Source organism: Sorangium sp. So ce381 (assembly GCF_051473845.1).
In the GTDB taxonomy this organism is placed as follows: Bacteria; Myxococcota_A; Polyangia; order Polyangiales; family Polyangiaceae; genus Sorangium; species Sorangium atrum.
In genome coordinates this window covers 11,871,867-11,895,828 of the sequence record NZ_CP150336.1, presented here as the reverse complement: position 1 = coordinate 11,895,828, position 23,962 = coordinate 11,871,867, and the positions used below count along the sequence as shown (strand labels likewise).

Below are 23,962 nucleotides of genomic sequence, written 5' to 3'. Positions count from 1 at the left end.
CGCGCGCGGCGGCGGCCCCCGCTGCGGGCGCCGCGTGGTAGACGTCGACGCATGGTGCTCGGCGCTTCCCACAACGAGATCGCCCTGACGGCCTTCCTGCTCATCGTCGTGCTGCTCGCCGCGAAGATCGGCCGCATCGGCGAGGCCATCGGGGGGCTGTTCGAGCGGGGAGCGCCCGCGACGGACGGCGGCGCGCCCGAGGACGGCGCGGAACAGGCGGAGCAGAAGGAAGAGCGCCAGGAAAGCTGAGCGCGCCCCCTCGCCGGCGGCCTCGCCCGCGCTTGCGTTCTGTTTTTTTAGAATTCATAGTTTCCGATGGTCGTGAACGAGCCGGCCTCGCCGCGGTCGCGGCGGCGCGCGGAGATCGCGGCGCGGATCCCGCGCGGGTACCGCCCGGCGCTCCACCTCGCGGCGCCCACGCTGCTCGGCGCGCTCGTGCTCGCGGCGGCGGTGCGCCTGCTCGACGCCGTCGATACGGTCGAGCTCCTCGCGGTGCCGGCGACGCTGCTGCTCGCCTTCGCCTTCGAGTGGTGGGCGCACCGGTCGGTGCTGCACCGGCGGGCGCCGCTGCTCGGTGCGCTGTGCGAGCGGCACGAGCGCGAGCACCACCTCGCCTTCACCGCCGACGACATGGCGCTGCGGAGCGCCCGCGAGCTCTGGCTGGTGCTGACGCCGCCCGCCTCGGCGCTCCTGGTCCTCGCCTCGCTGCTGCCGCTCGCCGCGGCGGCGGGCGCCCTGTTCTCGCGGGACGCGGCGCTGCTCGGGCTCGCGACGGCGATGGCGTTCTTCGTCAGCTACGAGTGGCTGCACCTCGCGTATCACCTGCCGGCGGGCAGCCCGGTGTACCGGATCCCGGGGCTCGCGCGGCTCCGCGAGCACCACCGCCGGCACCATGACCCCCGGCTCATGAAGCGCTGGAACTTCAACGTGACCGTGCCCGTGTTCGATCTCGTCCGCGGGACGCGCTGGTCGCCGCCGCCGCGCCGGCCTGCGCCGCGCGCGTAGCCGCCGCGCGGGGGCGCGCAGCCGCCGCGCAACGGCACGTAGCCGCCGCGCAGGGGCGCGCCGCGCAACGCAGGAGCGCGCCCTGGCGCAGCGCCCTCCTCCGCCCCGCCGGGGCGCGCGAGGTGCGCGCGCGCGCCGGGGCGTCCGCCGCGGCCGTGTGCTAACGGGTCGCGGGTGCAGCCGCGGACCAGAGACGGCCTCGTCCTCCTGCTCGTCGGGGTCCTGCTCGGCGGCGGCGTCGCCTGGCTCCTCGGCCGCCGGCGGGAGAGCCCGCCCGCCGCGCCGCGCGCGCTCGACGCCGTGCCCGCGGGCGCGATGCTCGTCGCGACGCTCGACCTCCCGGCCCTGCGCGCCTCTCCCGCGTTCGCCTCGTTCCTGCGCGAGGAGCGCGAGATCCCGGGGCTCGGCAAGGTGCGCGACGTGTGCGGCTTCGACCCGGTGGCCGCGTTGACCGAGGTCGCGATCGCCATCCCGGCGGCGGGCGAGGGCGGCGACTTCGGGCTGGTCGCGGCCGGCGCGGTGCAGGACGAGGCGCTGCTCGCGTGCGCCTCCAAGGTCATCGAGGCCCGCGGCGGGCGGCCGGTCGTCGCCGGGATCGGCAGCTTCCGCGCGGTGCGGGACTCGAGCGCCGAGGGCCACGGCGAGATCGCCGTGCGCCCCGGGGGGCCGATCCTGCTCGGCGGGGGCGCGTACCTGCGCGCCATGATCGACGCCGCCGAAGGCCGCGGCGGGAACGTCGGCGCGAGCGGCGCGCACGACGCCATCGCCCGCGCCGTGGGCGAGGGGGCGGCGCGCGTCACGGTGGTGCTCACGCCCGAGCAGCGCGCCGAGATCGGGCGCGAGCTCGCGCTGAGCGGCTCCAGCCGATCGCCCGCGGCGTCCCTGCTCTCCGGCGGCGCCAGCGTCGCGCTCGGCCCCGAGATCGCCGTCCACGCCGCCGTCCTCTGCGACGCGGAGGCCCCCTGCGCCGCGCTCGGCGCGGAGCTGCGCGCGGCCCGCGACGCGCGCGCGGCGGACTTCGCGACGCGGCTCGTCGGCTTCGGGTCCGTGCTCGAGCGCATCGCGATCGCGGCCGAGGGCAAGGCGCTCCACGCCCGCGTCAAGCTGTCGGCCGAGGAGGCCGGCGTCCTCGTCGATCGGCTCGCCTCGCTGCGCGGCCTCCGTCAGCCCGCGCTCCCGCCCAGGCCGCCGCCCGCGCAGGGAGACAGCGACGCGCCGCCGCACGCAGACGCCGGCCCGCCGCCGCACGCAGACGCTGGCCCGCCGCCGCCCGACGCGGTCGTCACACCCCGCCCGCGGGCGACGCCGGACGGCGGCGCGCGGTAGCGCATGGGCCCGCGCCGCGGAGAACCGAGCGCCGCGCTGCGGCGGAGGGGCTCCATGGGTCGCCCCTTCCCCTCTGCCATTCACCATCCATGGTTCGATGGTTCCGTGGTCCGCCTGACGAGCGCGCCGCTCCGCCGCCAAAAGCCGCGCGGCACGGCCGATCGGGCCCCCACGGGCTGCCCCGAACTCCTGTAACCTGATCGTTGCCTTCCGACGGGATCGGCGCTCCGGTCCTTCCCGCCGCGCAGGAGGCGGGTGGGGGCACATCGCATGCAGGTCGTCGGGATCTCCGCCTTCGTGGTCGTAGGGACCCTCCTTCTGGTCGCCCTCTGGGCGCTCCGCCGGCGGCTCCACGCCCGCGAGCGCGAGCTCGAGCGGAAGGCGCAGGAGCTCGCGGTGAGCCGCGCCGCGGAGCAGCGGCTTGTCGAGGAGCTCGCCGAGGCGCGGCGGGCCGAGGAGGAGGCGCGCAGGGCGAGGGAGGAGGCCATGAACGCGAGCCGGTCGAAGAGCGCGTTCCTCGCCAACATGAGCCACGAGCTCAGGACCCCGCTCAACTCGATCCTCGGCTTCGCGCAGCTCGTGGAGCGCGACCCCTCGCTCGCCGACCGGCACCGCGAGAACCTCGCGGTCATCTGCAAGAGCGGCGAGCACCTGCTCGGCCTCGTCAACGACATCCTCGAGATGGCGAAGATCGAGGCCGGCCGCATGACGCTCGTCGACGCCGAGTTCGACCTCCACGACACGCTCTCGGGGCTCTCGGAGATGTTCGCCGTCGAGGCCCAGAAGCGGGGCCTCACGCTCACGGTGGAGCGGGCGCAGGACGTGCCGCGGCACGTCCACGGCGACGAGGGGAAGCTGCGGCAGGTGCTGATCAACCTGCTCGGCAACGCGCTGAAGTTCACGCCGCGCGGGTCGGTCACGCTGCGCGCCTCGGCGCGGCGCTCTACCGGGGTGCGTGAGGGCGGCGCGCACGACGGCGCGGCGGGGCGGGTGCGGGTGTCGTTCGAGGTGGCGGACACCGGCCGGGGCATGGCCAAGGAGGAGCTCGCGGAGCTCTTCGAGGCGTTCGCGCAGACCGCGACCGGGCGGCAGTCGCGCGAGGGCACGGGCCTCGGCCTGCACATCAGCCGGCGCATCGTGCGGATGATGGGGGGCGACATCCGCGTGGAGAGCCAGGCGGGCCGCGGGACGACGCTCCGGTTCGACGTGCGCCTGTCGCTGGTCGACGCGCCCGACGCGCGCGCCGGCGGCGCCGCGCGCCATCCGGCGGCGCTCCGGGCCGTGGGGCTGTCGCCGGGCCAGCCGAGGTACCGCGTGCTCGTCGTCGACGACCGGTGGGACGTGCGCCACTGCCTGCTCAAGCTGCTCGACTCGGTGGGCATCGAGGCGCGCAGCGCGACCAACGGGCTTGGCGCGGTGGCGCAGTGGGAGACGTGGTCGCCGCACCTCGTCCTGCTCGATCTCCGCATGCCGCTGCTCGACGGCTACGAGGCGGCGAGCCGGATCAAGTCGAGCCCGCGGGGGCACGAGACGGTCGTCGTGGCGATGACCGCGAGCGCGTTCGAGCAGAACCGGGCGCTCGCGGCGGAGGCGGGGTGCGACGACTTCGTGAGCAAGCCGTTCCGCGACGCGGACATCCTCGGCCTCCTGACGAAGCACCTCGGGGCCCGCTTCGAGTACGAGGAGCGCGCCGCCGAGCCCGGCGCGGCCCAGGGGGCGCCGGCCGTCGACCTCGCCCGGGCGGCGGCCGGGCTGCCCGCCGCGCTCCGCAAGGACCTCCGGCGGGCGGCGACGCGGCTCGACGCGAAGGCCGTCCAGGCGACGATCGATCGGTTCCGGCCGGAGGACGCGGAGCTCGCGGGGGCCGTGGCTGAGCTCGCACGGGGGTATCGCTTCGACAGCATCTTGGCGCTATCGAGCGCCGACGAGGAGGAGCCGTCATGACGGACACCGACGCAAAGCCAGCCCCCCGCGGGGCGGCCCCGGGCGCGCGGCCGGAGCGCCCCAGGGAAGAGCCCCCGAGCATCCTGATCGTGGACGACATGCCGGCGAACCTCTCGCTCCTGACCTCGATGCTGACGGCGCAGGGCTACGAGGTGCGGGCGGCGATCAGCGGCGCGATGGCGCTGATGTCGGCGGCGGCGGCGCCTCCGGACCTCATCCTGCTCGACGTGAGCATGCCCCACATGGACGGCTACGAGGTGTGCCGCCGGCTCAAGGGCGATCCCGGGACGGCGGACATCCCGGTCATCTTCCTGAGCGCGATGACGGGCATCGGCGACAAGGTGATGGCGTTCGACGCGGGCGGCGTCGATTACGTCACGAAGCCGTTCGAGCTGCGCGAGGTGCTCGCCCGGGTGGGGACGCAGCTGCTCTTGCACCGGCAGCGCCGGGAGCTCGAGCGGCAGCGGAGGGAGCTCGAGGAGCGCTACGCGCAGATGCGCCAGATGCAGGCGGCGCTGCGCGGCTACCTCTCCGACCGGGCGTGGGAGAGCATCGAGGAGAGCGTTTCGTCGAACAGGCCGAGCCCGCCGGCGCGCGAGGTGCTGACGGTGCTGGTCAGCGACATCGAGGAGTTCGTGCGGCTCTCGGAGAGCGAGGAGCCCGGGCCGCTGATCGCGGATCTCAGCCTCTACATGGCCACGGTGGCGCAGATCGTCTACGACCACGCGGGCGAGGTCGACAAGTACGTTGGCGACGGCATGCTGGCGTTCTTCCGGAGCGCCAGTGACGCGCTCGCGGCGGCGCTGCGGATCCAGCGGAGCATCGCGGCCTTCAACGAACACCAGCGCTCGCAGGGCCGGCCCGCCTTCCCGACGCGGCTCGGGCTCTCGACAGGGCCGGTCCTCCTGGCGAGCATCGGGTCGAGCGGCAGGCGAGAGTTCACCATCATCGGCGATCGTGTGAACACCGCGTTTCGGATTCAGGCACAGGCGAGGGCCGGTGGCCTGCTGATGGATGAGGCGACGTTCACCGCGGCCGGGAGCCCGGGAGAAGCGATGCCCGCGCTGGTGCGGATCCGGGGAAAGCAGGGAGAGGAGAGGCTCTATGCGATCTCGCCGGAGGCAATGGTGGAAGGCGGCGGGCGCGGCGGGGCGGAGGGCGGTTGAACGTTCACGCGCGCTCACGGCCCGAGAGGCTCGCTGTTCAAGGCTGCTCCCGCGCCTGATCGTGTCGCCCCACACCGCCGGCGCCATTCGAGTTCGAGCGTCTGGATCGTGCGATCTGCCGAAAACGTTCGTTCTTGAACGACGCGATGGCCTCGTGCAATAGTCGCCGCGGAGGATGGAAACGAACATGAAGCTTCGAGTTAGCGTTACTTTGCTTGGCCTGCTCGCGGCCTTCGCGGCGGGCGCGACTGCGTGCTCGGATGACGATGGTGGCACGACGTCGACGTCGTCCTCGACCAGCGGCACGGGCGGCGGCGCCACCAGCGGCGGCGCCACCGGCGGCGGCGGCGCCGGTGAGGGCGGCGGCGCCACGACCAGCGGCGGCGCCACCGGCGGCGGCGGCGCCGGCGAGGGCGGCGGGACCGGCGGCGGCTCGGCCTGTGAGGCGCTGCTCTGCGACGACTTCGAGTCGTACGAGGGCCAGGGCGAGAACGGCGAGAAGCTGGGCAAGTGGACGGTCTACACGGCCATGACGGGCTCCACCGTGTCGGTCGACACGTCGAAGCATTACAGCGGCACCAAGTCCATCAAGGTGACCACGCCCGCGAGCTCGGGCGACAACAACTACAAGTCGGCCATGATCAAGTTCACGGGCACCGACGCCCTGCCCACCGACGAGAACGTCATCCATGGACGCATGATGTTCTTCCTCGAGGCTGCGCCGACGGGGGATGTGCACTGGACCATCATCGACGGTTCAGGGACGATTCCTGGCAGCGATTTCGAGGGGATGCCCTACGCGGCACAGTATCGCTACGGCGGGCAGCACCCGGTCGCGGGCGGCAGCCAGCTCATGGCGAACTACGATACGCCCGGATACTGGAGCGACCCGAAGACCGGACCGCAGTCGGACTGCTGGCACCACGCGGAGGAGACGACGGTGGTCCCGACCGGCGCATGGACCTGCGTCGAGTTCAGCTTCGACGGGCCGAAGAACGAGATGCGCTTCTGGCTCAATGGCGAGGAGCTCTCCGATCTCAAGGTGTCCGGGACCGGCCAGGGCTGCGCCAACAACGTGGAGAACTACACGTGGAAAGCGCCGGCGTTCGACAGCATCGGCCTCGGCTGGGAGTCCTATCAGGCGGATTCCGCCCGCTCGATGTGGATCGATGACGTCGTGATCGGCACCGGGCCCATCGGCTGCCCGCCCGCGCAGTGAGCGCGCGTCGCTGAGCTCGGCGAGGCGCCGAGGAGAACTCCGCGCCTCGCCCGTCTCTGGCCGAGGGTCGGGCGCGCGCCGCCCGCGGCGCCGCGGGCGGCGCGGCTGGAGCCGACGCGCCTGACGAATTTCGCCGATTGATCGCTCGCCAGGACCGCTCTACGAGACGGCGGAGGTCCAACGCCTCACGAACCTGGAGGTCTCCGCTGTGATGAAACCGGCCTATCGTCTCTCGCTGCTCGCCTCGTTCGTCCTGGGCGCCACCGCTTGTGGCGGCGCGCCCGAGCCGGCCCCCGCGGTCCCCGACGTCCCCGCCCAGCCCGCGCAGCCTGCGCCGGAGGCGCCCGCGGCGCCCACGGCCGCGGCGCCCGAGGCCGCCCCGCCGGCCGCGGCGCCGGAGGCCGCTCCGCCGCCTGCGCCGCCGGTGAGCATCTCGGTGCCCATCGAGGCGCGGACCAAGTCGAAGCTCAAGGGCACCGCGACCTTCACCGAGGTCGAGGGCGGCGTGAAGGTCGCCGTCCAGGTCTCGGGCGCTCCCAAGGGCAAGGTCGCCGTCCACGTGCACGAGACCGGCGATTGCAGCGCGCCGGACGCGAAGAGCGCGGGCGCGCATTACAACCCCGAGAACCACCCGCACGGCATCCCCGACGGCGCGCCTCACCACCTCGGCGATCTCGGCAACATCGAGGTCAAGGCCGATGGGACCGGCGCCCATGAGATCATCGCCAAGGGCGCGAATCTCAAGGAGGGCGCCCCGAACACCTTCCTCGGCCGCGCCATCATCGTCCACGAGAAGGCGGATGACGGCAGCCAGCCCGCCGGAAACGCCGGTGGCCGCATCGGTTGCGGCGTCATCTCGCAGGGCAAGTGAGAGCCGCGCGCGACGCGGTCCGCCGCTCCACGCTCAGGACACGTTGACTCCACCTCGCCGCCCGTCCTGAGGGGGCCTCTCCCCGAGCGCCCGCAGGGCGGGAGTCTCGCTCTCTGTTGTCACCGGGGCGGAACGCTGACCGGATCGCCCTTTACCCCCGACGGCCCGGAAGCGCTGGAGCCCGACGGCCGCTCCTCGGGCCGCGTTCCGCTGGCCAGCAGCGCGACGACGATCGCCGCCGCCACCGCCGCCAGGACGAAGCCCGCCCTGAAGGGCGAGCGCAGCCGCCGGAGCGTGTCGGCGATCGTCGTCTCGTCGGAGTCCTCCTCGACGCGCGCCCTCGCCGGAGCTGGGCCGGCCGCGCCCAGCGCGGCGCGGCCGGCCTCGGCCCGGGTCTGCGGCCGGCCCGAGCCGGTCCCCGCCTCGCTCCGCTCCGCAGGGCCAGCCTCCGCCCGGGCGCGCGCTTGGTCCGGGACCGTCGCCGCCTTGCTCCGCTCCGCCGGATCCAGCTCCGCGTGGGCGCGAGGGCGGTCCGAGATCGTCGCCGACTCGCTCCGCTCCGCAGAACCGGCCTCGGCCCGAGCGCGGGGGCGCTCCGAGACCGTGACGGCCTCGCTCCGCTCCCCGGGATCCGCCTCCGCCTGGGCGCGAGGGCGGTCCGAGACCGTCGCCGCCTCGCTCCGCTCCACCACGTCGGCCTCCGCCGCACGGGCGCGCGAGCGGTCCGGGACCGTGGCCACCTCGCTCCGCTCGGCGGGATCGTCGTCCGCAGGAGGCGCAGGGAACACGGGAGGCGGCAGCTCCGGGCGCAGCTCGATCGCCATGCCGCCGGTGGATGGGCCGGAGCCCATCGTGGTGGGGATCGAGCCGCGCTCCCCCGCGTCGCTGCCGTCCACGCCGGGGCGCGCCCCGGACAGCGAGTCGCGCACGCCCCCGCGGAGGATGCGCTGGATGCGGTCGACGAGCGGCTGGGCTGCAGGCGGCGCGAACGGGCGGAGCGCCAGCGTGAGCTCCGCCAGGTCGGGCCAGCGCTTGTCGCGGTCCCGCTCGAGGCACCGCATGATGATCGGATCGATCTCCGGCGAGAGCCCGCGGCAGACCTTCGACGGCAGCTGCGGCACGAACTTGCCCCCGAGCACGAGCGAGACCGTCTGGACGGAGCGCGCGTGCATGGGATACCGGCCGGTGAGCAGCACGTAGAGGAGCGACCCGACCGCCCAGATGTCCGCGCGCGCGTCGACGTCGCGCTGCCCGCGCATCTGCTCGGGCGGCATGTAGTGGGGCGTGCCCAGCATCTGACCCGTGCTGGTCCGCATCTCGGCGACGCCGAGGAGCGCCGCCTGCGACACCTTGGAGACGCCGAAGTCGAGCACCTTGATGCACGGCGTCCCCTCGCGGGTGTGCGTCAAGAAGAGGTTGGCCGGCTTCACGTCGCGGTGCACGAGCCCGAGCGCGTGCGCCTCCGCGAGCGCGTCGCACGCCTGGATGACGTAGAGCGTCGCCTCCTCCACCGGCAGCGGGCCCCGCTGCTTGCGGATGACCCGGAGATCGCGGCCGTCGAGGAACTCCATCACCATGTACGGCAGCCCGTTCTCGAGCCGCCCGACGTCGTGCACCTTGACCGCGTGCTCGCTCCTGAGACGCGACGCGATCCGCGCCTCCTGCAGGAAGCGCCCGCACATCTCCGGATCGGCCGCGGTGGCCGGCAGGAGCACCTTGATCGCCCGGAGCTCGTCGAGATCGACGTGGGTCGCGGCGACGACGGCGCCCATCGCGCCCTTGTCGAGGAGCCGGTCCACGCGGTACTTGCCGGCGATCAGGGTTCCGACCTCCAGGCCTTCGATCTCTTCCAGGCCGCGCATGTTCGAAACCTCCGACCGAGAGCGCCGCGCCGCGGCAGCCAGCATAGCGCAGCCGATCGTCGGCCGGACAGCCGATGCCGAGGGAGCGACGCGCATCCGGCCCTCTGCGCCCTCTGCTGGCCGGTGCGACGTCCGCGTGCCGGCGCGCGCGATGTCGCGGACGCTCTCACCGCGCGCCGAGCGCCGCCGCGCTCCCAGGAGCGCACCGCGACGCCGCGGCCCGCCCTGGCTCAGCCCCCTTCCCGCGCCGCGCTCGGCCTCTTGATCGCGACCGTCCGCCGCGCGCCGCCCGACTCGAGCGTGAGCTCGAGGGTGGTCCCCTCCTGCGCGCTCGGCAGCGCATGACGCATCGCTTCAAAGCTGACGACCGGCCGGCCGTTGATCGCGACCACCGCGTCGCCGACGCGGACGCCCGCGGTCGCGGCGGGGCCGCGGTCTTCCACGGCGATCACGACGGCGTCTCCGCTCGTCTTCAGCTCGCCTTCGAGCAGGGGGAAGAGGGGCGCCGCGGTCAGCCCGAGCGCGCTGACCGTCCTCCGGTAGCTCTGCACGGCCGCGTCGAAGCTCTCCTTGCGCATGCGGTAGCGCGCGACGGCCGCCACCGCGCCGTCGCGCTCCTGGAAGCGCGCGTCGACGCGCTCGGGCGTGGCGAACGCGCCGACCTGCTTCAGGTAGCGGCTCGCCTCGGCCTCCGCCATGCCGGCGCGCCGCGCGCCGCCGCCGTGCGCCTGGATGAAGCCGTACGCCTGCGACCCCGCGAGCGCCGGCACGACGTTGCTCGCGAGCCGGGAGATCGCGTCGGCGCGCGCGACCGCGAGCGCCGCCTCTCGGCTGGCGCCCGAGCCCTCGCCGACAACGAAGATCGCGTCGCCCTCGGCGGTGAACGGCCTGTCCATCCACGGAGGGCCGTCCTCGACCGGCGGCGCCGCGCGCCACCCCGAGCTCGGCGCGGGCGGCGGGGCCGCCCCGGCGGCGGGGCGCGAGCGTCCCCGGCCCTGGTAGGCGAAGGCCACGGCGAGGACGAGCAGCGCTCCCGCCGCGAACGCCGCGAGCACCCCGCGCGATCTGGAGCCTCCGGCCGCCGAGACGGCCGCGGCCGACGGAGACGCCCCCGCCGACGCCGCTGCGCCCGCGGGCGCCGCGGCGCCCGCGGCGCCCGCGGACGGCGCTGCCGACGCTGCTGCGCCCACGGGCGCCCCGGCCCCCGCCCCCGCCGCCGTCACGTGCCCCCCCGCGGCAGACCGCTTCGTCGCCGGCTCATGCGCCCCGGCGAGCGTGGGCGCCGGCTCCGGCGCGGCGCCGAGGCGCTTCAGCGCCGGCCGGAGCCACGGGAACGCGAGCGGCGCGTTGCACCGCTTGCACGGCACGTACGGCTCCCGGTCCTCGCGGGCGGCCTGCGCGGCCTCCTTCACGTCGAGCAGCGTCTGCCGGGGCGCGTTGCACCGCGCGCAGGTGCCGTCGACGATCGCGGAGACCACCTCCGCGCGCAGCGGGGGGCTCTCCGCGGCGAGGTGCTCGAGCAGCACCACCGGACAGCCCTCGATCTGGATCGACGTCACCTCGCCGCCCAGCGCGCGGAGCGACAGCGCGAGCGCCCTCGCGCCCTCGGACGTCACCCCCGCCGCGCCCGCGAGATCGAGGACCAGCGCCCCCTCGATCCCGTCGAGCGCGCGCTTCCACCGGACGTGCGCGTCGAGCTTGCAGCGCACGCGGATGCGGGTCCCGCGCTCGTCGACCGTCTTCTCGATCGCCTCGTGGGTCCCCGCGTCGAGCCGCGCGAGCTCGTCGAGCGCGGCCCGCACGTCCGCCGGCAGATCGATCCCCGCCTGGCTCGCCGCGAACGCGAAGTAGCTCTCGGCGTCGTCGTCGAACACCGCCGCCGCGCCGCAGCGCGGGCAGGGGCTCGCGGGCGGCTCGTGCGTCCTGACGAGGTGCGCGTCCCTGTCGCAGTCGAACAGCCGGTCGAAGGCGGCGCCGCAGCGCTCGCACCGGTACGGGCCGTAGAACGACACGACGCGCCCGTCCCCGAAGAAGCGGCGGATCATGCTGATCTGGTTCACGATCGGCTCGGTGCAGCGGCCGATGTAGATCTCGGACGCGCTCCGCGACACCTCGGCCAGCATCGCCATCCACTCGCGCACGCCGAACGACGTGACCCGCTGCACCCCGCCCAGATCGAAGAGCACGCGGCCGGAGATGCCGCGCGCGACCGCGAGGCCCTGGAGCTCCTCGGTCATCCGCCCCGACAGCGAGACGATGAGCAGGCTGCCCAGCCTCCGCTTGGTCACCGTGAGGGCCCGCGGGCCGTGCCCGTGCGCCCCCTCGGGCTCCGCGCCCTCCACGCCGGCGCCGGCGTCCGCGAGCGACAGCGCGGGGAGCCTCCTGGAGCGCGGCGGCGTGTCCAGATCTCCCGCTGCGTCGGGCCGCGACGCCGCGAAGAGCGGCGCGGAGAGCTTCGTGGCGACCCCGCCGGGGCGGCCGGTCTCGACGGCCTGCGGCGCCTCGGCCACGGCGTCGAGCGCGCCCGCGAAGGAGTCCTCGTTCTGTATCGCCTCCTGCTTCTCGACGATGTGCGATTCGAGGTCCTCCCCCGAGGCGAGCGCGCCCCGCCACACCTCCACGCGCTGGCCGAACAGCTCCGACATGAACGACGACAGGGCGAGCGCCGAGGTGGCGAGCCGCTCCTCCCGGGCGAACGCCTCGAGGTCGATCTGGAGATCCCTCGCGGTCGCGTACCGCTTCTCCCGATCCCGCTCCAGGCACTTGAGCAGGATGCGCTCCAGCCCCGGCGGGTAGTCGGCGCAGACCTCGCTCGGCGGCAGCACGGGGTCCTCCACGATCGCCCGCATCAGCTCGAACTCGGTTGCGCCGCGCCGGAACATCCGGCTCCCCGTCGACATCTCGTAGAGCAGCAGGCCGACCGAGTAGATGTCGCTCCGGCGATCGAGGTGCTCGCTCGTGCACTGCTCGGGCGACATGTACGGGACCTTGCCCTTGAGCGCGCCGTCGCGCGTCTCGTTGACGCGGTTCGCCGCCTTCGCGATCCCGAAGTCGAGGATCTTCACGGCCCCGTCGTAGGTGACGATCACGTTGTGCGGGGACACGTCGCGATGGACGATGTCGAGCGGCTTGCCGTCGAAGCCGACCTTCTCGTGCGCGTAGTGGAGCCCGGCCGCGACGCCCGCCGCGATGGTGATCGCGTGCTCGATCGGCATCCGCCGGTTCGCCGACCGGAGCGACTTCCTGACGGTCCTGAGATCCTCGCCGTGGAGGTACTCCATCGCGATGACCGGCACGCCGTCGACGTCCTCGACGTCGTACATCTGGACGAGGTTGGGGTGGTCCAGGGTGGCGGCGATGCGCGCCTCGTCGAGGAACATCCGCACGAACTCGGGGCTGTCGACGAGGTGCGGGAGGATGCGCTTGACCACGCAGATCTTCCTCACGCCCGAGATGCCCGCGACGGAGGCCACCCAGATCTCGGCCATGCCGCCCATGCCGATCTTCTTGATCAGCCGGTACCTGCCGAGCGTGGAGGGGTGGCGCGAGCCGACGCTCATGGGGCCGGCGGCGTAGCGCTCGGTCATTCGACCGCCTCCATCGCGCGGGCCGGCGGCGTCACTTCTCCAGGAGCGCGGCGGGCGGACATGGTGCTCATCGAGGGCCTTCGGCCTGGGATTTCGCGAAGCTCACGCTGCGGCGCTCACCGCGCGACTCGATCTGGAGCGTCATCGTACCACCGGCCGGCGCGCGCGCCCACGCGTCCGCCGCGGCCTTCCCGAAGATCTCGACCGATTGGACGGGGCGATCGTTGACCGAGAGTACGATGTCCCCCGCGACGACCCCTGGCTCCGCGCCGCGCTGCGAGCGCTCCGCCGCGACGACGACGAGCTCGCCGGAGGTGCGTACCCTCGCCTCGAGCTGCGGGAAGAAGCGCGCAACGGTGATCCCCTGGAACGTGGCCGTCTGGCGGTAGAGCTCCGCGGCCGCGTCGAAGCTCTCCCGGGGCAGCCTGTAGCGCGCAAAGGCGAGCACGCCGTCGCCTTCCCGCCGCACGACGGCGTCGACGCGCTCGGGCGTCGCGAACGCGCCGGCCTGCGCAAGGAAGCGCCCGGCGATGCGCTCGACGATCTCCGCGCGCTGCGCCGGCCCGGCGTCGGCCGGCGGCTGCGCGGCGAGCAGCTCGGCCGCGGGGGAGCCCGCGAGCTCGGCGGCGAGGCCGGACGTGAGGCGCTCGAGCGCGCCGTTGCGCGCCGCCGCGAGCGCGCCCGACTCGCTGGCCGCGGGGCCGCCGCGGCCGACGACGAGCACGCTCTCGCCCTCGATGACGAACGGCCGCTCCACCCACGCGGGCGGGAGGTCGTCCATGACCGACCAGCCCGCCGTGCCGGGGCCGCTCGCGGGCGGCGCCGGCGCTCGCGCCTCGCCCGCGGGCGCCGCCGAGGCCGCAGGCGCCGCAGAGGCAGCGGGCGCTGCCGAGGCCGCAGAGGCCGCGGGCGCTGCCGAGGCCGCAGGCCCCGCAGCGCGGCCGACGCCGCCGCGCCACGCCGCGAAGCCGACGGCCGCGAGCGCCACCCCGCCGAGCAGCGCGAGGAACGCCCCATTGCTGCCCGCGCCGCGCTGCTGCGGCGCGGCGGCGCCCGCGCTCTGTTGTTGCGCCTCGGGCGCCGCGGCCTGCTGCTGCTGCTGCGGGCTCGCCGGAGGCAGGGCGGGCGGCAGCGGGGCGGAGGGGGCGCGCGCCGCGTGGGCGCCGAGGAGGTAGAGCAGCGAGCGGGAGCCGTCGAAGGCGAGCGGCGTGTTGCAGCGCTTGCAGGTGACGCCCGGGTCCTGGCCGCCGTGGAGCAGGGGCGCGCGCCGATCGACCTCGACGAGCACCGTCCGGATCGCGCTGCACGACGCGCAGCGGCCCTCGACGACCGCGGACGCGATCCTCGCGCGCTCGGGCCACGAGGGGCCCGCCGTGCGCTCGGCGAGCAGCCGGGGACAGCCCTCGATGCGGATCGCCTCGACGGCGCCGTCGATCTTGCAGAGCGCCGACTCGAAGCGCGCCGCGCCGTCGGCGGTGACCGCGGGGACGTTGCTCAGGTCGAAGACGACCTGGCCCTCGAGGCCGTCGATGATGCGGCTCCAGCGGAGCGTGGCGGTCAGCTTGCTGCCCACCTTGAGGCGCGTGACGCGCCCCTCGACGGACTTCTCCACCACGTCGCCGACGGCCGGCTCGTCGGCCCGCTCGAGCTCGAGGAGGATCTCGCGCACCTCCGGCGGGATCGCGCCGGCGCCGTGCTGGGCGACGAACCCGAAATAGGTCTCCGCGTCGTCGTCGAAGGCGCCGGCGCCTTCGCAGCGGGGGCACACCGCGTCGGGCGCCTTGCCCTCGGCGAGCGAGGCCGCGTCGTGGGCGCAGTCGACGAGGCGCTCGAACTGGGCGCCGCACGACTCGCAGCAGTACGGCGCATAGAACGAGACGACCCGCCCGTTGCCGGCGAACCGCCGGATCATGCTGAGCTGGTTGATGACCGGCTCGGAGCAGCGCGCGAGGTAGAGGGCGCGCAGGCGCGGCTGGGCCGCGTGGATCATCTGGAGCCACTCGCGGACGCCGAACGACGTGATCCGCTCGACGCCGGCGAGGTCGAGCAGGACCTTGCCCTCGAGCTCCCGCGCGAGCGCCGCCCCCTTGAACGCCTCGGTCATGCGCCCGGCGAGCCGGACGACGAGGACGTCGCCGATCGTGCGCCGATCGAACGCGAGGCTGTCGAGGCGGCCGGCGGCGCCGGCCGGCGGCACGCTCCGGGTCGGCGCCGCGCGGTGCGCCCAGGCGGCCGGCGGCGGCCGGTCCACGGTGGTCGGGCTGTGCCCCGACGAGACCGGCCCCGAGGCGGGCTCGGCGCTGTGCGGGCGCGACGCCCTGCGGCCGTTCGGCGGCGGCACCCGGACGGTCGGCCGCGGGTCCTCGCCCTCGAGCGCCGGGGACAGCGGCGACGGCCCGGGCGTCGCGCTCGACGCCGACGCCGGCGCGTCGAAGGCGGTCTCGGACGTGAAGGTCGAGTCCGACGCGATCTCGAGCTCCTCGAACTCCGCCATCCCGCCGGCCGGCTGCGCGACGACGCGCGCCGCCACGGCCGGCGCGCGCTTCGCGGCGCGCGGCCTCCGCTCCCTCGGGCCTTCGCTCCTGACGAGCGGCGTGGGCGCCTCGGAGAGCACGGTGAGGGTCATGGTCTGGTTGTGCAGGTCGCAGTGGCCTGTCGCGTACGGCGAGATCTCCCCGTACGAGTAGAACCCCGTCACCTGCGTGCCCTTCGGCAGCACGTCCAGCACCGCCTCGACCTCTTCCTCGGTCCGGTCGCCCAGCACGATCCGGCGCCCCACGCAGCTGATCGCGATCGCCAGCGCATTGTCCCCGCCCGCCTTGCCCGCCTCGCTCGCCGCCCTCGCCGCCTGCTCCGCGCCCCCGATCAGCCGCTCGAAGTCCGCCTTCATCAGCTGCACCAGGTGCCCTCTCGGCACGTCCCCCGCGAACGTCAGCGACTGCGCGTCGTGGTCCACCGCCAGCACCGTCCGCACCAGCGCCTTCTCGTCCTGCGCCGTCGCGCGCAACGCCAGCGGGAACAGGAGCGCCGACGCCGGCAGCTCCGCCGCCTTGTCCCCGAGGTACTCCTTGTACAGCGCCAGCGCCGGGCGGCCGTCGACCTCGTAGAGCACGTTGCCCTCCGAGCGCGTCACCACGCGCTCCGGCCCGAACTTGTCCCAGCCGCCCTTCGACCCGTGCTGGATCACCACGTGCTCGCCGTACAGCCCCACGGCCGCCACGAGCCCGCTGCGCACCACGTCCCCCGCGCACACCCACGTCCGCTTGAACTGCGTCCCGTCCCCGGACAGGCCCCCGGTCACCACCACCGACTCCGGCAGCACCGCGTTCAGCCCGCGCACCAGCTGGCTGCCGTTCACCCCGAGCCCCTCCGACAGCACGAGCACCCCGCGCAGCCCCGGCCGCTCCAGCTTGCGCGCCAGCGCCTGCCCCGCGGCGAACGACTCCGACGCGCTCGCCACCTCCACCTGCGCCGTCGCCAGCGTCGTCCGCTCGAACCGCGCCACCGCCACCGTCAGCGTCCCGTCGCGCACCGACGTGCCCGCGATCTCCCCCGCGCTCGAGCACCCCACCACGTGCGACCGCGGGTACGCTCGCCGCAGCTCCCGGATCGCCCCGGGGTCGTCGAGGAGCTCCGGCGCCCCGAACGCCAGCACCAGCGTCCGCTCGCTGTCGAGCACCGGCAGCACCCGCACGGACCACTTCTTGGTGTCCCGATCGTAGTGGAAGGTCTCGAGGATCATGGAGCTCCGCGCTCTCAGGCTACAGCACGCGGGCGACGACCGGCGTCATGTCGTGACGGGACCGGCGCCATGACGCGGCGGTCGAGCTCGCTCGTGCGCCCGTCGTCTGCGTGGCGCCCTACGATACGCGGGCCACGACGAGCGTCACGTCGTCGTCGAGGGCGCGCTCGCCGCGGAACCTGGACACCGCCTCGACGATCGCGTCCCTCGCCTCCTCGGGCGCGCTGGCGGCCACGCTCTGGAAGAGCGATCGCAGCCGCTTCTCGGTGAACTGCTCGCTCGACTCGTTCTCGCACTCGGTCACGCCGTCGGTGAACCAGAGCAGGGCGTCGCCGCCCTCCAGGGCGATGGTGCTCGACGTGTACTCGGCCGAGCTCGCCGCCCCGAGCGGCTCGCCCTGCGCCGCGAGCTGCCGGATCGCGCTGTTCCTGACCAGGTAGGGGAACGGGTGCCCGGCGTTCGCGAGGGTCAGCGAGCCGGCTGCGGGGTCGAAGATGCACGCCGCGCACGTCATCAGGAACTTCTGCTGCCCCGCCTCGAAGATCGAGCAGTTCATGACCCGGAGCAGCTGCGCCGGGCTGAGCTGCTCGCGCGCGAACGTGCGCACGACGTCGCAGGCGGCCTTCGCCGCCCCCGTGATGATCGCGGACGAGATGCCGTGCCCGGTCACGTCGCCGACGACGGTGAGCAGCCTGCCGTCCGGCAGATCGTGGAACGTCCACCAGTCGCCGCCGCACTCCGCCGCGGGCTGGAAGTGGCTGGCGAGCCGCAGCGAGGGCCGCTCGATGACGTCCTCGCTCGGCACGAGCATCTGCTGGACGGCGCGAGCGACCTCGAGCTGCTTCTTCAGCGACGCCTTCTCCGCCGTGTCGTAGAGCAGCTGCACCAGCCGGTCCCCGAGCGCGACGAGCTGGACGCGGACCTCGTTGATGGCCTCGTCCGAGCCGCTCGCGCCTGCGGCGTCCTGGGTCGCGCTGCCAGGCGCGGCCTGCGTCGCGCCGCTCAGGGAGAAGAGCTCGCCGAGCTTCGACGCGAAGCGCCGCTTGGCCGTGGAGATCGTCGAGCCGACCTCGATCGGCCGCGACGGCTCGACCTGCGAGCTCGCGGCGTCGTGGAAGATGGTCAGCGCGTCCCCGATGGCCACGACGACGCTGCGCAGGCGGTCCCGCTCGGCCAGGAGCTGGCGGTGCAGCGTGCCCATCTCGTTCGTGGAGAGGTCGAGCGAGCGGGTGAGCAGGCTCCGGTCGTCGGCGACGTGGCGGTAGTGCTCGCTGATGCGCGCGACCACCTTGTGCCAGGTCTCCTTGTCGGGCGGCTCGCCGAGGTCCTCGAGCCCGAGGCGCCTGAGCTGCCGCGCGAGGAGCGGATCGATCTCAGCCATGGCGCCCGCCTCGGCCGGCTCGCCGTCCTCTCGCGCCGCGCGCGGCGAGCGCGGGCGTCACCACCCGGTCCGCTCCAGCGTCTCCATCGCCGGCGTGGAGCGCTCGAAGAAGTGGAGGGACGCCGGGAGCGAGCGGAACTCGCGCGGGTTGACGTCGAGGTCCCAGAAGGAGGTGACCATGGTCGAGGCCATGGGCGACACGTCGACGACCAGCACGGCGCCGGCCGCGTAGATCTTGAGCATGCCGAGGCCGGCGCCGCCGCGCGAGGTGTCGAGCACGGGGGAGCCGGCGGCGTCGGCGCCGCGGGCGCTCAGGCCGCGGGTGATGCCCTCGAAGACGTGGTGTCGCCGGAGGCCGCCGAACGAATCGTGGGCCTGGAGGGCGAGGTACGCGCCGTCGGTGCCGAGGCGCAGGGTGGGGATCTCGTTCTCCTCGAGCACGACGTCGCGCCGCCTGTCGTGCGCGTAGCGGGGGCGGCCGCGGCGGTCGACGGGCGCGTCGTACATCGCGTTCATGAGCAGCTCGTGCGCGAGGGCGGCGAGCCGCTCGGCGACGCGCGCGGGGGCGCCGGAGCGCTCGGCCCAGTGCGCGACCTCGGTGACGGTTCGGTCGCGATCGTCGCTCGTGCGCGGGCGCCATTTCACGATGGTGGCGCCCCAGGAGAGCAGGTCGGAGAGGCGAGGCGGGAGGGCGAGCGGCTTGAGGATACGGCGGACGGCGAGGGCGATCTCCCAGGGCCGCGGCATGGAGGCGAAGCTCGGCCAGCCGACGATGCTGGAGAGGCGGGGCTCCTTGAGGGCGGCGTGGAGGATCGCGTCGGTGCTGCCCGAGGTCCACACGAGCAGGTGCATGCTGGGGTATCGCTCGGCCGCCCACTCGAGCGCGAGGTCGAGATCGGCGGCGTCGCAGCCGAGCAGGAGGGGTCGCTCGGACAGCCGGGCGCGCAGCTCGGCGGGATCGCTGGCGACGGGCACGTCCTGCAGGCCGGAGGCCGCCGCCATCACGCGGGCGATGCGCTGGCCGACGACGCGGTTCCGCTCGAGGACGGCGATGGTCGCTTTGGGAGGAGAGGCGCTCAAGGGCTCACCGCGGGTTATCCCCCTGGCACCGGCTGCCCCGGGGGTGGACACGGCCCATTACATCACAGCGCGCGTCCGAGAGGCGCCGTGAAGACGCCGGGCCGCCGGGCGGGCGTGGAGGCGCGGGGGGCGCTCGCCCCCGCAGACGACCGCACATGCAGAGGCGGCGTCGCCGCCGAGCGCCGGATCCGGGCCCTGTACGGCATCGCTCCGTCGAGCCGCCGTCAAGCCGCCGCGCCGGTCACCGGACGCACTGAGACCACGCCGTCTTGTTGTTGACGGTGTGCTGCTCCCAGTCGAGCGTCGTTGGATTGTACTCGAGCCAGACGCCATCGGTCCAGGTGTTCGACGTGAAGGGCCCGCCCAGCCCTGTCATGCCGCACGCCACCCCGCCGATCGAATTGCTCGCCAGAGGATCGATGCGATGGTTGTTGCCGGCGAGCCACTGCCAGGCACCGTAGTTTTGCGGCACATCCACGCAGATGGCCTTCACCGTGGCCGTCACCGGGGTATCCACGCCCGTGGTGCTGACGCCCTCGAGGAACCATTCGCCCGAGGCGTCCTTTCGCACCCTCGCGTAGTCCGTGATCCAGTTGTTGAACCTGAATGCGCCGTTGCTGATCACCTGCGTGAGGAAGCACCGCCGTGACGACGTGCCGAACCCCATGCTCGTCGGCAGGCCGTCCCCCGGTCCCCAGGTCCAGGTGTATTGACCCGTCCTGTTCTCCGCCGTGTTGACGCACACGGCGTTGGCGCCCAGGTTCTGGCCGCTGGCGGCGTCGACGTCGAGTATCCAGTCGCCGCCGGACCGCTGCACGCGCACCGAGGCCTGAGAGCTGGCCCCGAGCTTGCCCCAGACGCCTGCGAGGAAACACGTCCTGTCGACGTCCGTCCCCAGGTTGAGCTCGCAGCTCCCGCCGCATCCCCAGCTGTACCCCGACCAGCCGACCGCCGCTTGCGCCTCCCCGACGGCCTCGTCCAGGGCCCCTTCGTCCTCATGGCCCACCTCGCCCACGCAGCCGAGCGCCAGGGGAGCGACGAGCAGCGCCAACGCCGAGCCGAGATGAGCGCTCCAGGGCTTGTTCACCAGCGGATTCGATCTCATGGAGGAGCTCCTTGGCAGAGGGGAAGTGAATCGATTTCAAGTTCAGGACAACACTACGACCTCTATCGTTTTCGACGACGGTTTGTCAACATGGTTAACTTTCGAGCAGCGCCTTCTCTGCGACATGAAGCATGAGGGAGGAGGACCGAAATAAACGAGCACCACGCGCGGGTGGGCCCCCTGCTCGCCTGTCCCTGTCCGGCGCGTCCCTGTCCGGCGCGCGCGCCCCGCTCGGCCTGGCCTCCAGTCTCCAGCTCCCGTCATCCCTCGCCGTCCCTGGCCGTCCCTCGCCGTCCCTCGCCGCCCCTCGCCCGACGGCGGCGACGGATCGCGCGGCGACTGCCACGTTTGCGCGTTGACACCCACATGACTTAACCGGTAAAGTCCTCCATGCCGTGCCGAGCACGGCATGGAGGACCTCGCGCGGCCGTCCGTCGTCCCTTGTTTGCCGGGCTTCGGCGCCGCGCGCTGTCACGGGGATGGAGCGTCGCGGGGACCCGGCGTCGCCCGCGCGGAGAGGCTTGTCATGAAGACTGGACTTATGCCGCGTCGCATCTTCTTTCTATCGGCGCTGATGCTTTCCGCCGGCGCCGCCGCCGGTTGCTCTTCGAAGGAGAAAGCCGAGGCGGCTCGTGGCGCTCCGGAGGGGTCGGCGGCGGCCGCGGCGAAGGGCGCCACGATGGTCACGATATCGAGGGAGCAGCAGGCTTCCTGGGTGAGGAGCTTCAACCCCCTGCTCGCCGAGGGGAGCGTGCGATTCCCGACGCTCGCCGGCATCTACGAGCCGATGCTCATCTTCAACACGATGAAGGGGGAGTACACGCCGTGGCTCGCCACGAAATACGCGTGGAGCGACGGGAACAAGAGGCTCACCTTCACGACGCGCTCCGGCGTCCGGTGGTCGGATGGACAGGCGTTCTCGGCGAAGGACGTGGCGTTCACGTTCGAGCTCCTGAAGAAGCACCCCGCGCTCGACCTCTCGGGGGTGTGGAAGTTCGTCGAGTCCGTGAAGGCGACGGACGACACGACGGTCGAGTTCGCGTTGAAGCGGCCGTACGTCCCGGGACTCAGCTACATCGGCCACCAGCCGATCGTGCCGGAGCACAAGTGGAAGGACGTCGCCGATCCGGTCACGTACGCGAACGAGACCCCCGTGGCGACAGGGCCGTTCACCGAGATCAAGACCTTCCAGAACCAGGTGTACGAGCTCGGCAAGAACCCGAACTACTGGCAGAAGGGGAAGCCCGCCGTCGATGGGCTGCGCTTCCCGGCGTACCCGGGCAACGACCAGGTCAATATGGCGATCATCAACGGCGAGGTCGACTGGGCGGGCGCGTTCGTCCCCGAGATCGAGAAGGTCTATGTCGCCAAGGACCCGGCGAACCACCATTACTGGTTCCCGCTCGTCGGCGGCATGGCCACGCTCTACCCGAACAGCACGAAGAAGCCGTTCGACGACGTGCGCGTGCGCAAGGCGATCAGCATGGGCATCGATCGGGCGCAGATCGTGAAGATCGCGTCGAACGACTACACCCAGCCGGCGGACGCGACAGGGCTCGACGACTCCTACGAGCGATGGCGCAACCCGAAGGCCGTGGCGGCGGGCGACTGGGTGAAGCTCGACGTGGCGAGGGCGAAGCAGCTGCTCGACGAGGCCGGGTACACGCCGGGCCCGGACGGGATCCGGGTGAAGGACGGCAAGCCGATGCGCTTCGAGATCAACGTCGTCACCGGCTGGTCCGACTGGGTCCGCGCGGTCCAGATCATGACGCAGAACCTCAAGCAGCTCGGCATCGACGCCTCGCTCAAGGCGTACGATTTCAGCGCGTTCTTCGAGGCGCTCCAGAAGGGCACGTTCGACATGTCGATGGGGTGGACCACCGTCGAGCCGACGCCCTACAACTACTACCGCGATCTCATGTCGGCGGAGCTCGTGAAGCCCGTCGGCGAGGCGAGCGCGCGCAACTGGCACCGCTACGGCGACAAGCAGGCCGACAAGCTGTTCCAGCAGTTCGAGGCAGCGACGGAGTCAGCCGAGCAGAAGCGCATCCTCGACGAGGTGCAGCTGCTCTACGCGCAGAACGCGCCGGTGATCCCGCTCTTCAAGAACCCGTCCTGGGGCGAGTACAGCACGAAGCGCTTCACCGGCTTCCCCACCAAGGAGAACCCGTACGCCAAGCTGTCGCCGAACAACCCGCCGGAGTACCTGCTCGTCCTCACGGAGCTCAGGCCGAGATGACACGGAGCTCAGGCCGAGATGACGCGCCGCGGGCCTTCGCGGGGGTACCGCGAAGGCCGCGTCGGCGGTGATCCCCTTCATCGGTGGCGGGCTCACCACGCTCCGAGCGTCACAACGCCGATCTGGTGCGCCGCCGTCACTGGCAAGACACGGAGCGCGGTCGTCCCCGGCTTCGATCGGTCGAATGAGATGTGGGGGACGAAGGACGCCACGGTGGCTGCGCCGACGACTGCCCCCGTCGCGACGAGCGCGGCCCCGAGGACGCCGGACCTGTCGCGCTGCACGCGCAAGCGGTGGAGCTCGGGGCACGCGGAGGGCTGCGGCGCCTTGGAGCACGCGTCCGAGGTCCACGCTGGATCGCGGCTGAGGCCTTCGATCCGCTCGTCGATGTCCCCGTCGAGCGCGCTCGCCCGCAGCATGAAGACGGCCCCCGACGAGACGGCGGCCGTCGTGACGGCGATCCCCGCGATCCGCAGCGTCCCCGGCCACGACGCCCAGGGCCCCGGCGCCGTGGGCGCGGCCGGCCCGGCCGGTGCGCTCTTCTTCGCGCTCGGCTCTGGGGCGGGCGGGGGCGGCGGGGCCACGCGCGAGAGCGTCAGCGTCGCGCCGACCGTCGCCCCAGCGGCGATCTCGACCCGCTGCGAGAGCTCCTCGTACCCCGACAAGCGGGCCTGGAGCCTGTGCGTCCCCGGATCGACGAACAGCTCGAGGACCGTGGCCCCTGTGCCGATCGGCTCCCCGTCCAGGAGGACCTCGGCGTCGGGCGGGGCGGCAGCCACGTAGATCCTTCCGACGTGCTCCAGCGCCTTGTTGAACCCGCTCTTGAACCGGCGGACGAGCGGCTCTTTCAGGACGGCGTCGTGATCGAGGCTCTCCCCCAGGTGCTCGGCGGCCTCGCGGTGCTTGCCCTGCTCCAGCTCGGAGAGCCCGAGATACCCGAGGACTTCGGCCAGCTGGACCTCGGTCATCCCGGCGGCGTCGGGCGCCGCCAGGGCGGCCTCGAAGCGCGCCTCGGCGTCCGCCCACCGCCGCCCGAAGAAGGCGATCCGCGCCTGCTGGCGCAGCGCCGCGGCCGCCGGCGGCGAGCCCCCGGGCGGCGGCGCCGCGCGCGAGGGCGCCGTGGCGCTGATCAACGCGCCGAGAAGGCAGCACCGCAACAGGACCGACCGCAAGCGCAAGCGCGTCATGTACAGCCCACCTTATCAACGACGTCGCCAGCCCTGCAACGGCGCACACCGGCGTGGCATCGCGCTCTTACACGACAGGTTTGACGTCGTCTCAGGAACGCAACCGACCGAGGACCTGAGTCCGCTCGTCCACCCGAGAGCCCCACGCGCAGCCCCGTAGGGGCACACGCGATTCACGCGATTCACATGGCGTGATGAACCCGAGGAGCTGCCCGGAATTTCTCAGTTGGAGGTGGCTGCTCGGCCCG

Annotated in this window: 15 protein-coding genes; 8 read left to right on the top strand and 7 right to left on the bottom strand. The window is 73.3% G+C overall.

The features are described from left to right. The first annotated feature begins 51 nt into the window (after positions 1 to 51). The 7 genes from WMF29_RS44600 (at position 52) to WMF29_RS44570 (ending at position 7,531) form a co-directional block, all read left to right on the top strand. Entirely contained in the window at positions 52 to 249 is a 198-nt protein-coding gene (locus WMF29_RS44600; protein ID WP_437326120.1) for a hypothetical protein, read from the top strand. Positions 250 to 315: 66 nt separating this feature from the next. Beyond that, positions 316 to 1,005 carry a sterol desaturase family protein gene (locus tag WMF29_RS44595; protein ID WP_437326119.1) on the top strand — a complete coding sequence of 230 codons (690 nt, stop codon included), beginning with the start codon at positions 316 to 318 and terminating at the stop codon, positions 1,003 to 1,005. Between the two features lie 174 nt (positions 1,006 to 1,179). Beyond that, on the top strand, positions 1,180 to 2,331 hold the full coding sequence (locus tag WMF29_RS44590) for a hypothetical protein (protein ID WP_437326118.1): 1,152 nt from the start codon (positions 1,180 to 1,182) through the stop codon (positions 2,329 to 2,331). Between the two features lie 255 nt (positions 2,332 to 2,586). Next, entirely contained in the window at positions 2,587 to 4,275 is a 1,689-nt protein-coding gene (locus WMF29_RS44585; RefSeq protein ID WP_437326117.1) for an ATP-binding protein, read from the top strand. Further along, positions 4,272 to 5,441: a response regulator gene (locus tag WMF29_RS44580; protein WP_437326116.1), complete on the top strand. Its 1,170-nt coding sequence runs from the start codon at positions 4,272 to 4,274 to the stop codon at positions 5,439 to 5,441. The genes WMF29_RS44585 and WMF29_RS44580 overlap by 4 nt, the downstream gene beginning before the upstream one ends. A 187-nt stretch (positions 5,442 to 5,628) precedes the next feature. Further along, the gene (locus WMF29_RS44575) at positions 5,629 to 6,660 is read left to right on the top strand and encodes a hypothetical protein (RefSeq protein ID WP_437326115.1); all 1,032 of its coding nucleotides are present in this window, start codon (positions 5,629 to 5,631) and stop codon (positions 6,658 to 6,660) included. Between the two features lie 211 nt (positions 6,661 to 6,871). After that, positions 6,872 to 7,531, top strand: coding sequence for a superoxide dismutase family protein (locus tag WMF29_RS44570; RefSeq protein WP_437326114.1), 660 nt, complete (start codon positions 6,872 to 6,874; stop codon positions 7,529 to 7,531). Between the two features lie 119 nt (positions 7,532 to 7,650). On the opposite strand, the gene WMF29_RS44565 is transcribed toward WMF29_RS44570, so the two are convergent. The 6 genes from WMF29_RS44565 to WMF29_RS44540 all read right to left on the bottom strand — a co-directional run bounded on the left by WMF29_RS44565 (position 7,651) and on the right by WMF29_RS44540 (position 20,288). Then, the gene (locus WMF29_RS44565) at positions 7,651 to 9,393 is read right to left on the bottom strand and encodes a protein kinase domain-containing protein (protein WP_437326113.1); all 1,743 of its coding nucleotides are present in this window, start codon (positions 9,391 to 9,393) and stop codon (positions 7,651 to 7,653) included. A gap of 230 nt (positions 9,394 to 9,623) precedes the next feature. Further along, positions 9,624 to 12,980 (bottom strand): protein kinase domain-containing protein, encoded by a 3,357-nt coding sequence (locus WMF29_RS44560; RefSeq protein ID WP_437326112.1) that lies wholly within the window; start codon positions 12,978 to 12,980, stop codon positions 9,624 to 9,626. 67 nt (positions 12,981 to 13,047) lie between these two features. Further along, entirely contained in the window at positions 13,048 to 16,722 is a 3,675-nt protein-coding gene (locus tag WMF29_RS44555) for an FIST N-terminal domain-containing protein (protein ID WP_437326111.1), read from the bottom strand. Positions 16,723 to 16,840: 118 nt separating this feature from the next. Then, entirely contained in the window at positions 16,841 to 18,103 is a 1,263-nt protein-coding gene (locus tag WMF29_RS44550; protein ID WP_437326110.1) for a PP2C family protein-serine/threonine phosphatase, read from the bottom strand. Positions 18,104 to 18,160: 57 nt separating this feature from the next. Next, positions 18,161 to 19,183, bottom strand: a complete 1,023-nt coding sequence (locus WMF29_RS44545; RefSeq protein WP_437326109.1) for a hypothetical protein — start codon at positions 19,181 to 19,183, stop codon at positions 18,161 to 18,163. Positions 19,184 to 19,424: 241 nt separating this feature from the next. After that, positions 19,425 to 20,288 carry a hypothetical protein gene (locus tag WMF29_RS44540; RefSeq protein ID WP_437326108.1) on the bottom strand — a complete coding sequence of 288 codons (864 nt, stop codon included), beginning with the start codon at positions 20,286 to 20,288 and terminating at the stop codon, positions 19,425 to 19,427. Between the two features lie 526 nt (positions 20,289 to 20,814). On the opposite strand from WMF29_RS44540, the gene WMF29_RS44535 reads away from it, so the two are divergent. Then, positions 20,815 to 22,527, top strand: a complete 1,713-nt coding sequence (locus WMF29_RS44535) for an ABC transporter substrate-binding protein (protein WP_437326107.1) — start codon at positions 20,815 to 20,817, stop codon at positions 22,525 to 22,527. 92 nt (positions 22,528 to 22,619) lie between these two features. Here the strand turns inward: WMF29_RS44535 and WMF29_RS44530 are convergent, their stop codons facing one another. Further along, positions 22,620 to 23,714 (bottom strand): PEGA domain-containing protein, encoded by a 1,095-nt coding sequence (locus tag WMF29_RS44530; protein WP_437326106.1) that lies wholly within the window; start codon positions 23,712 to 23,714, stop codon positions 22,620 to 22,622. Positions 23,715 to 23,962 lie beyond the last annotated feature (248 nt).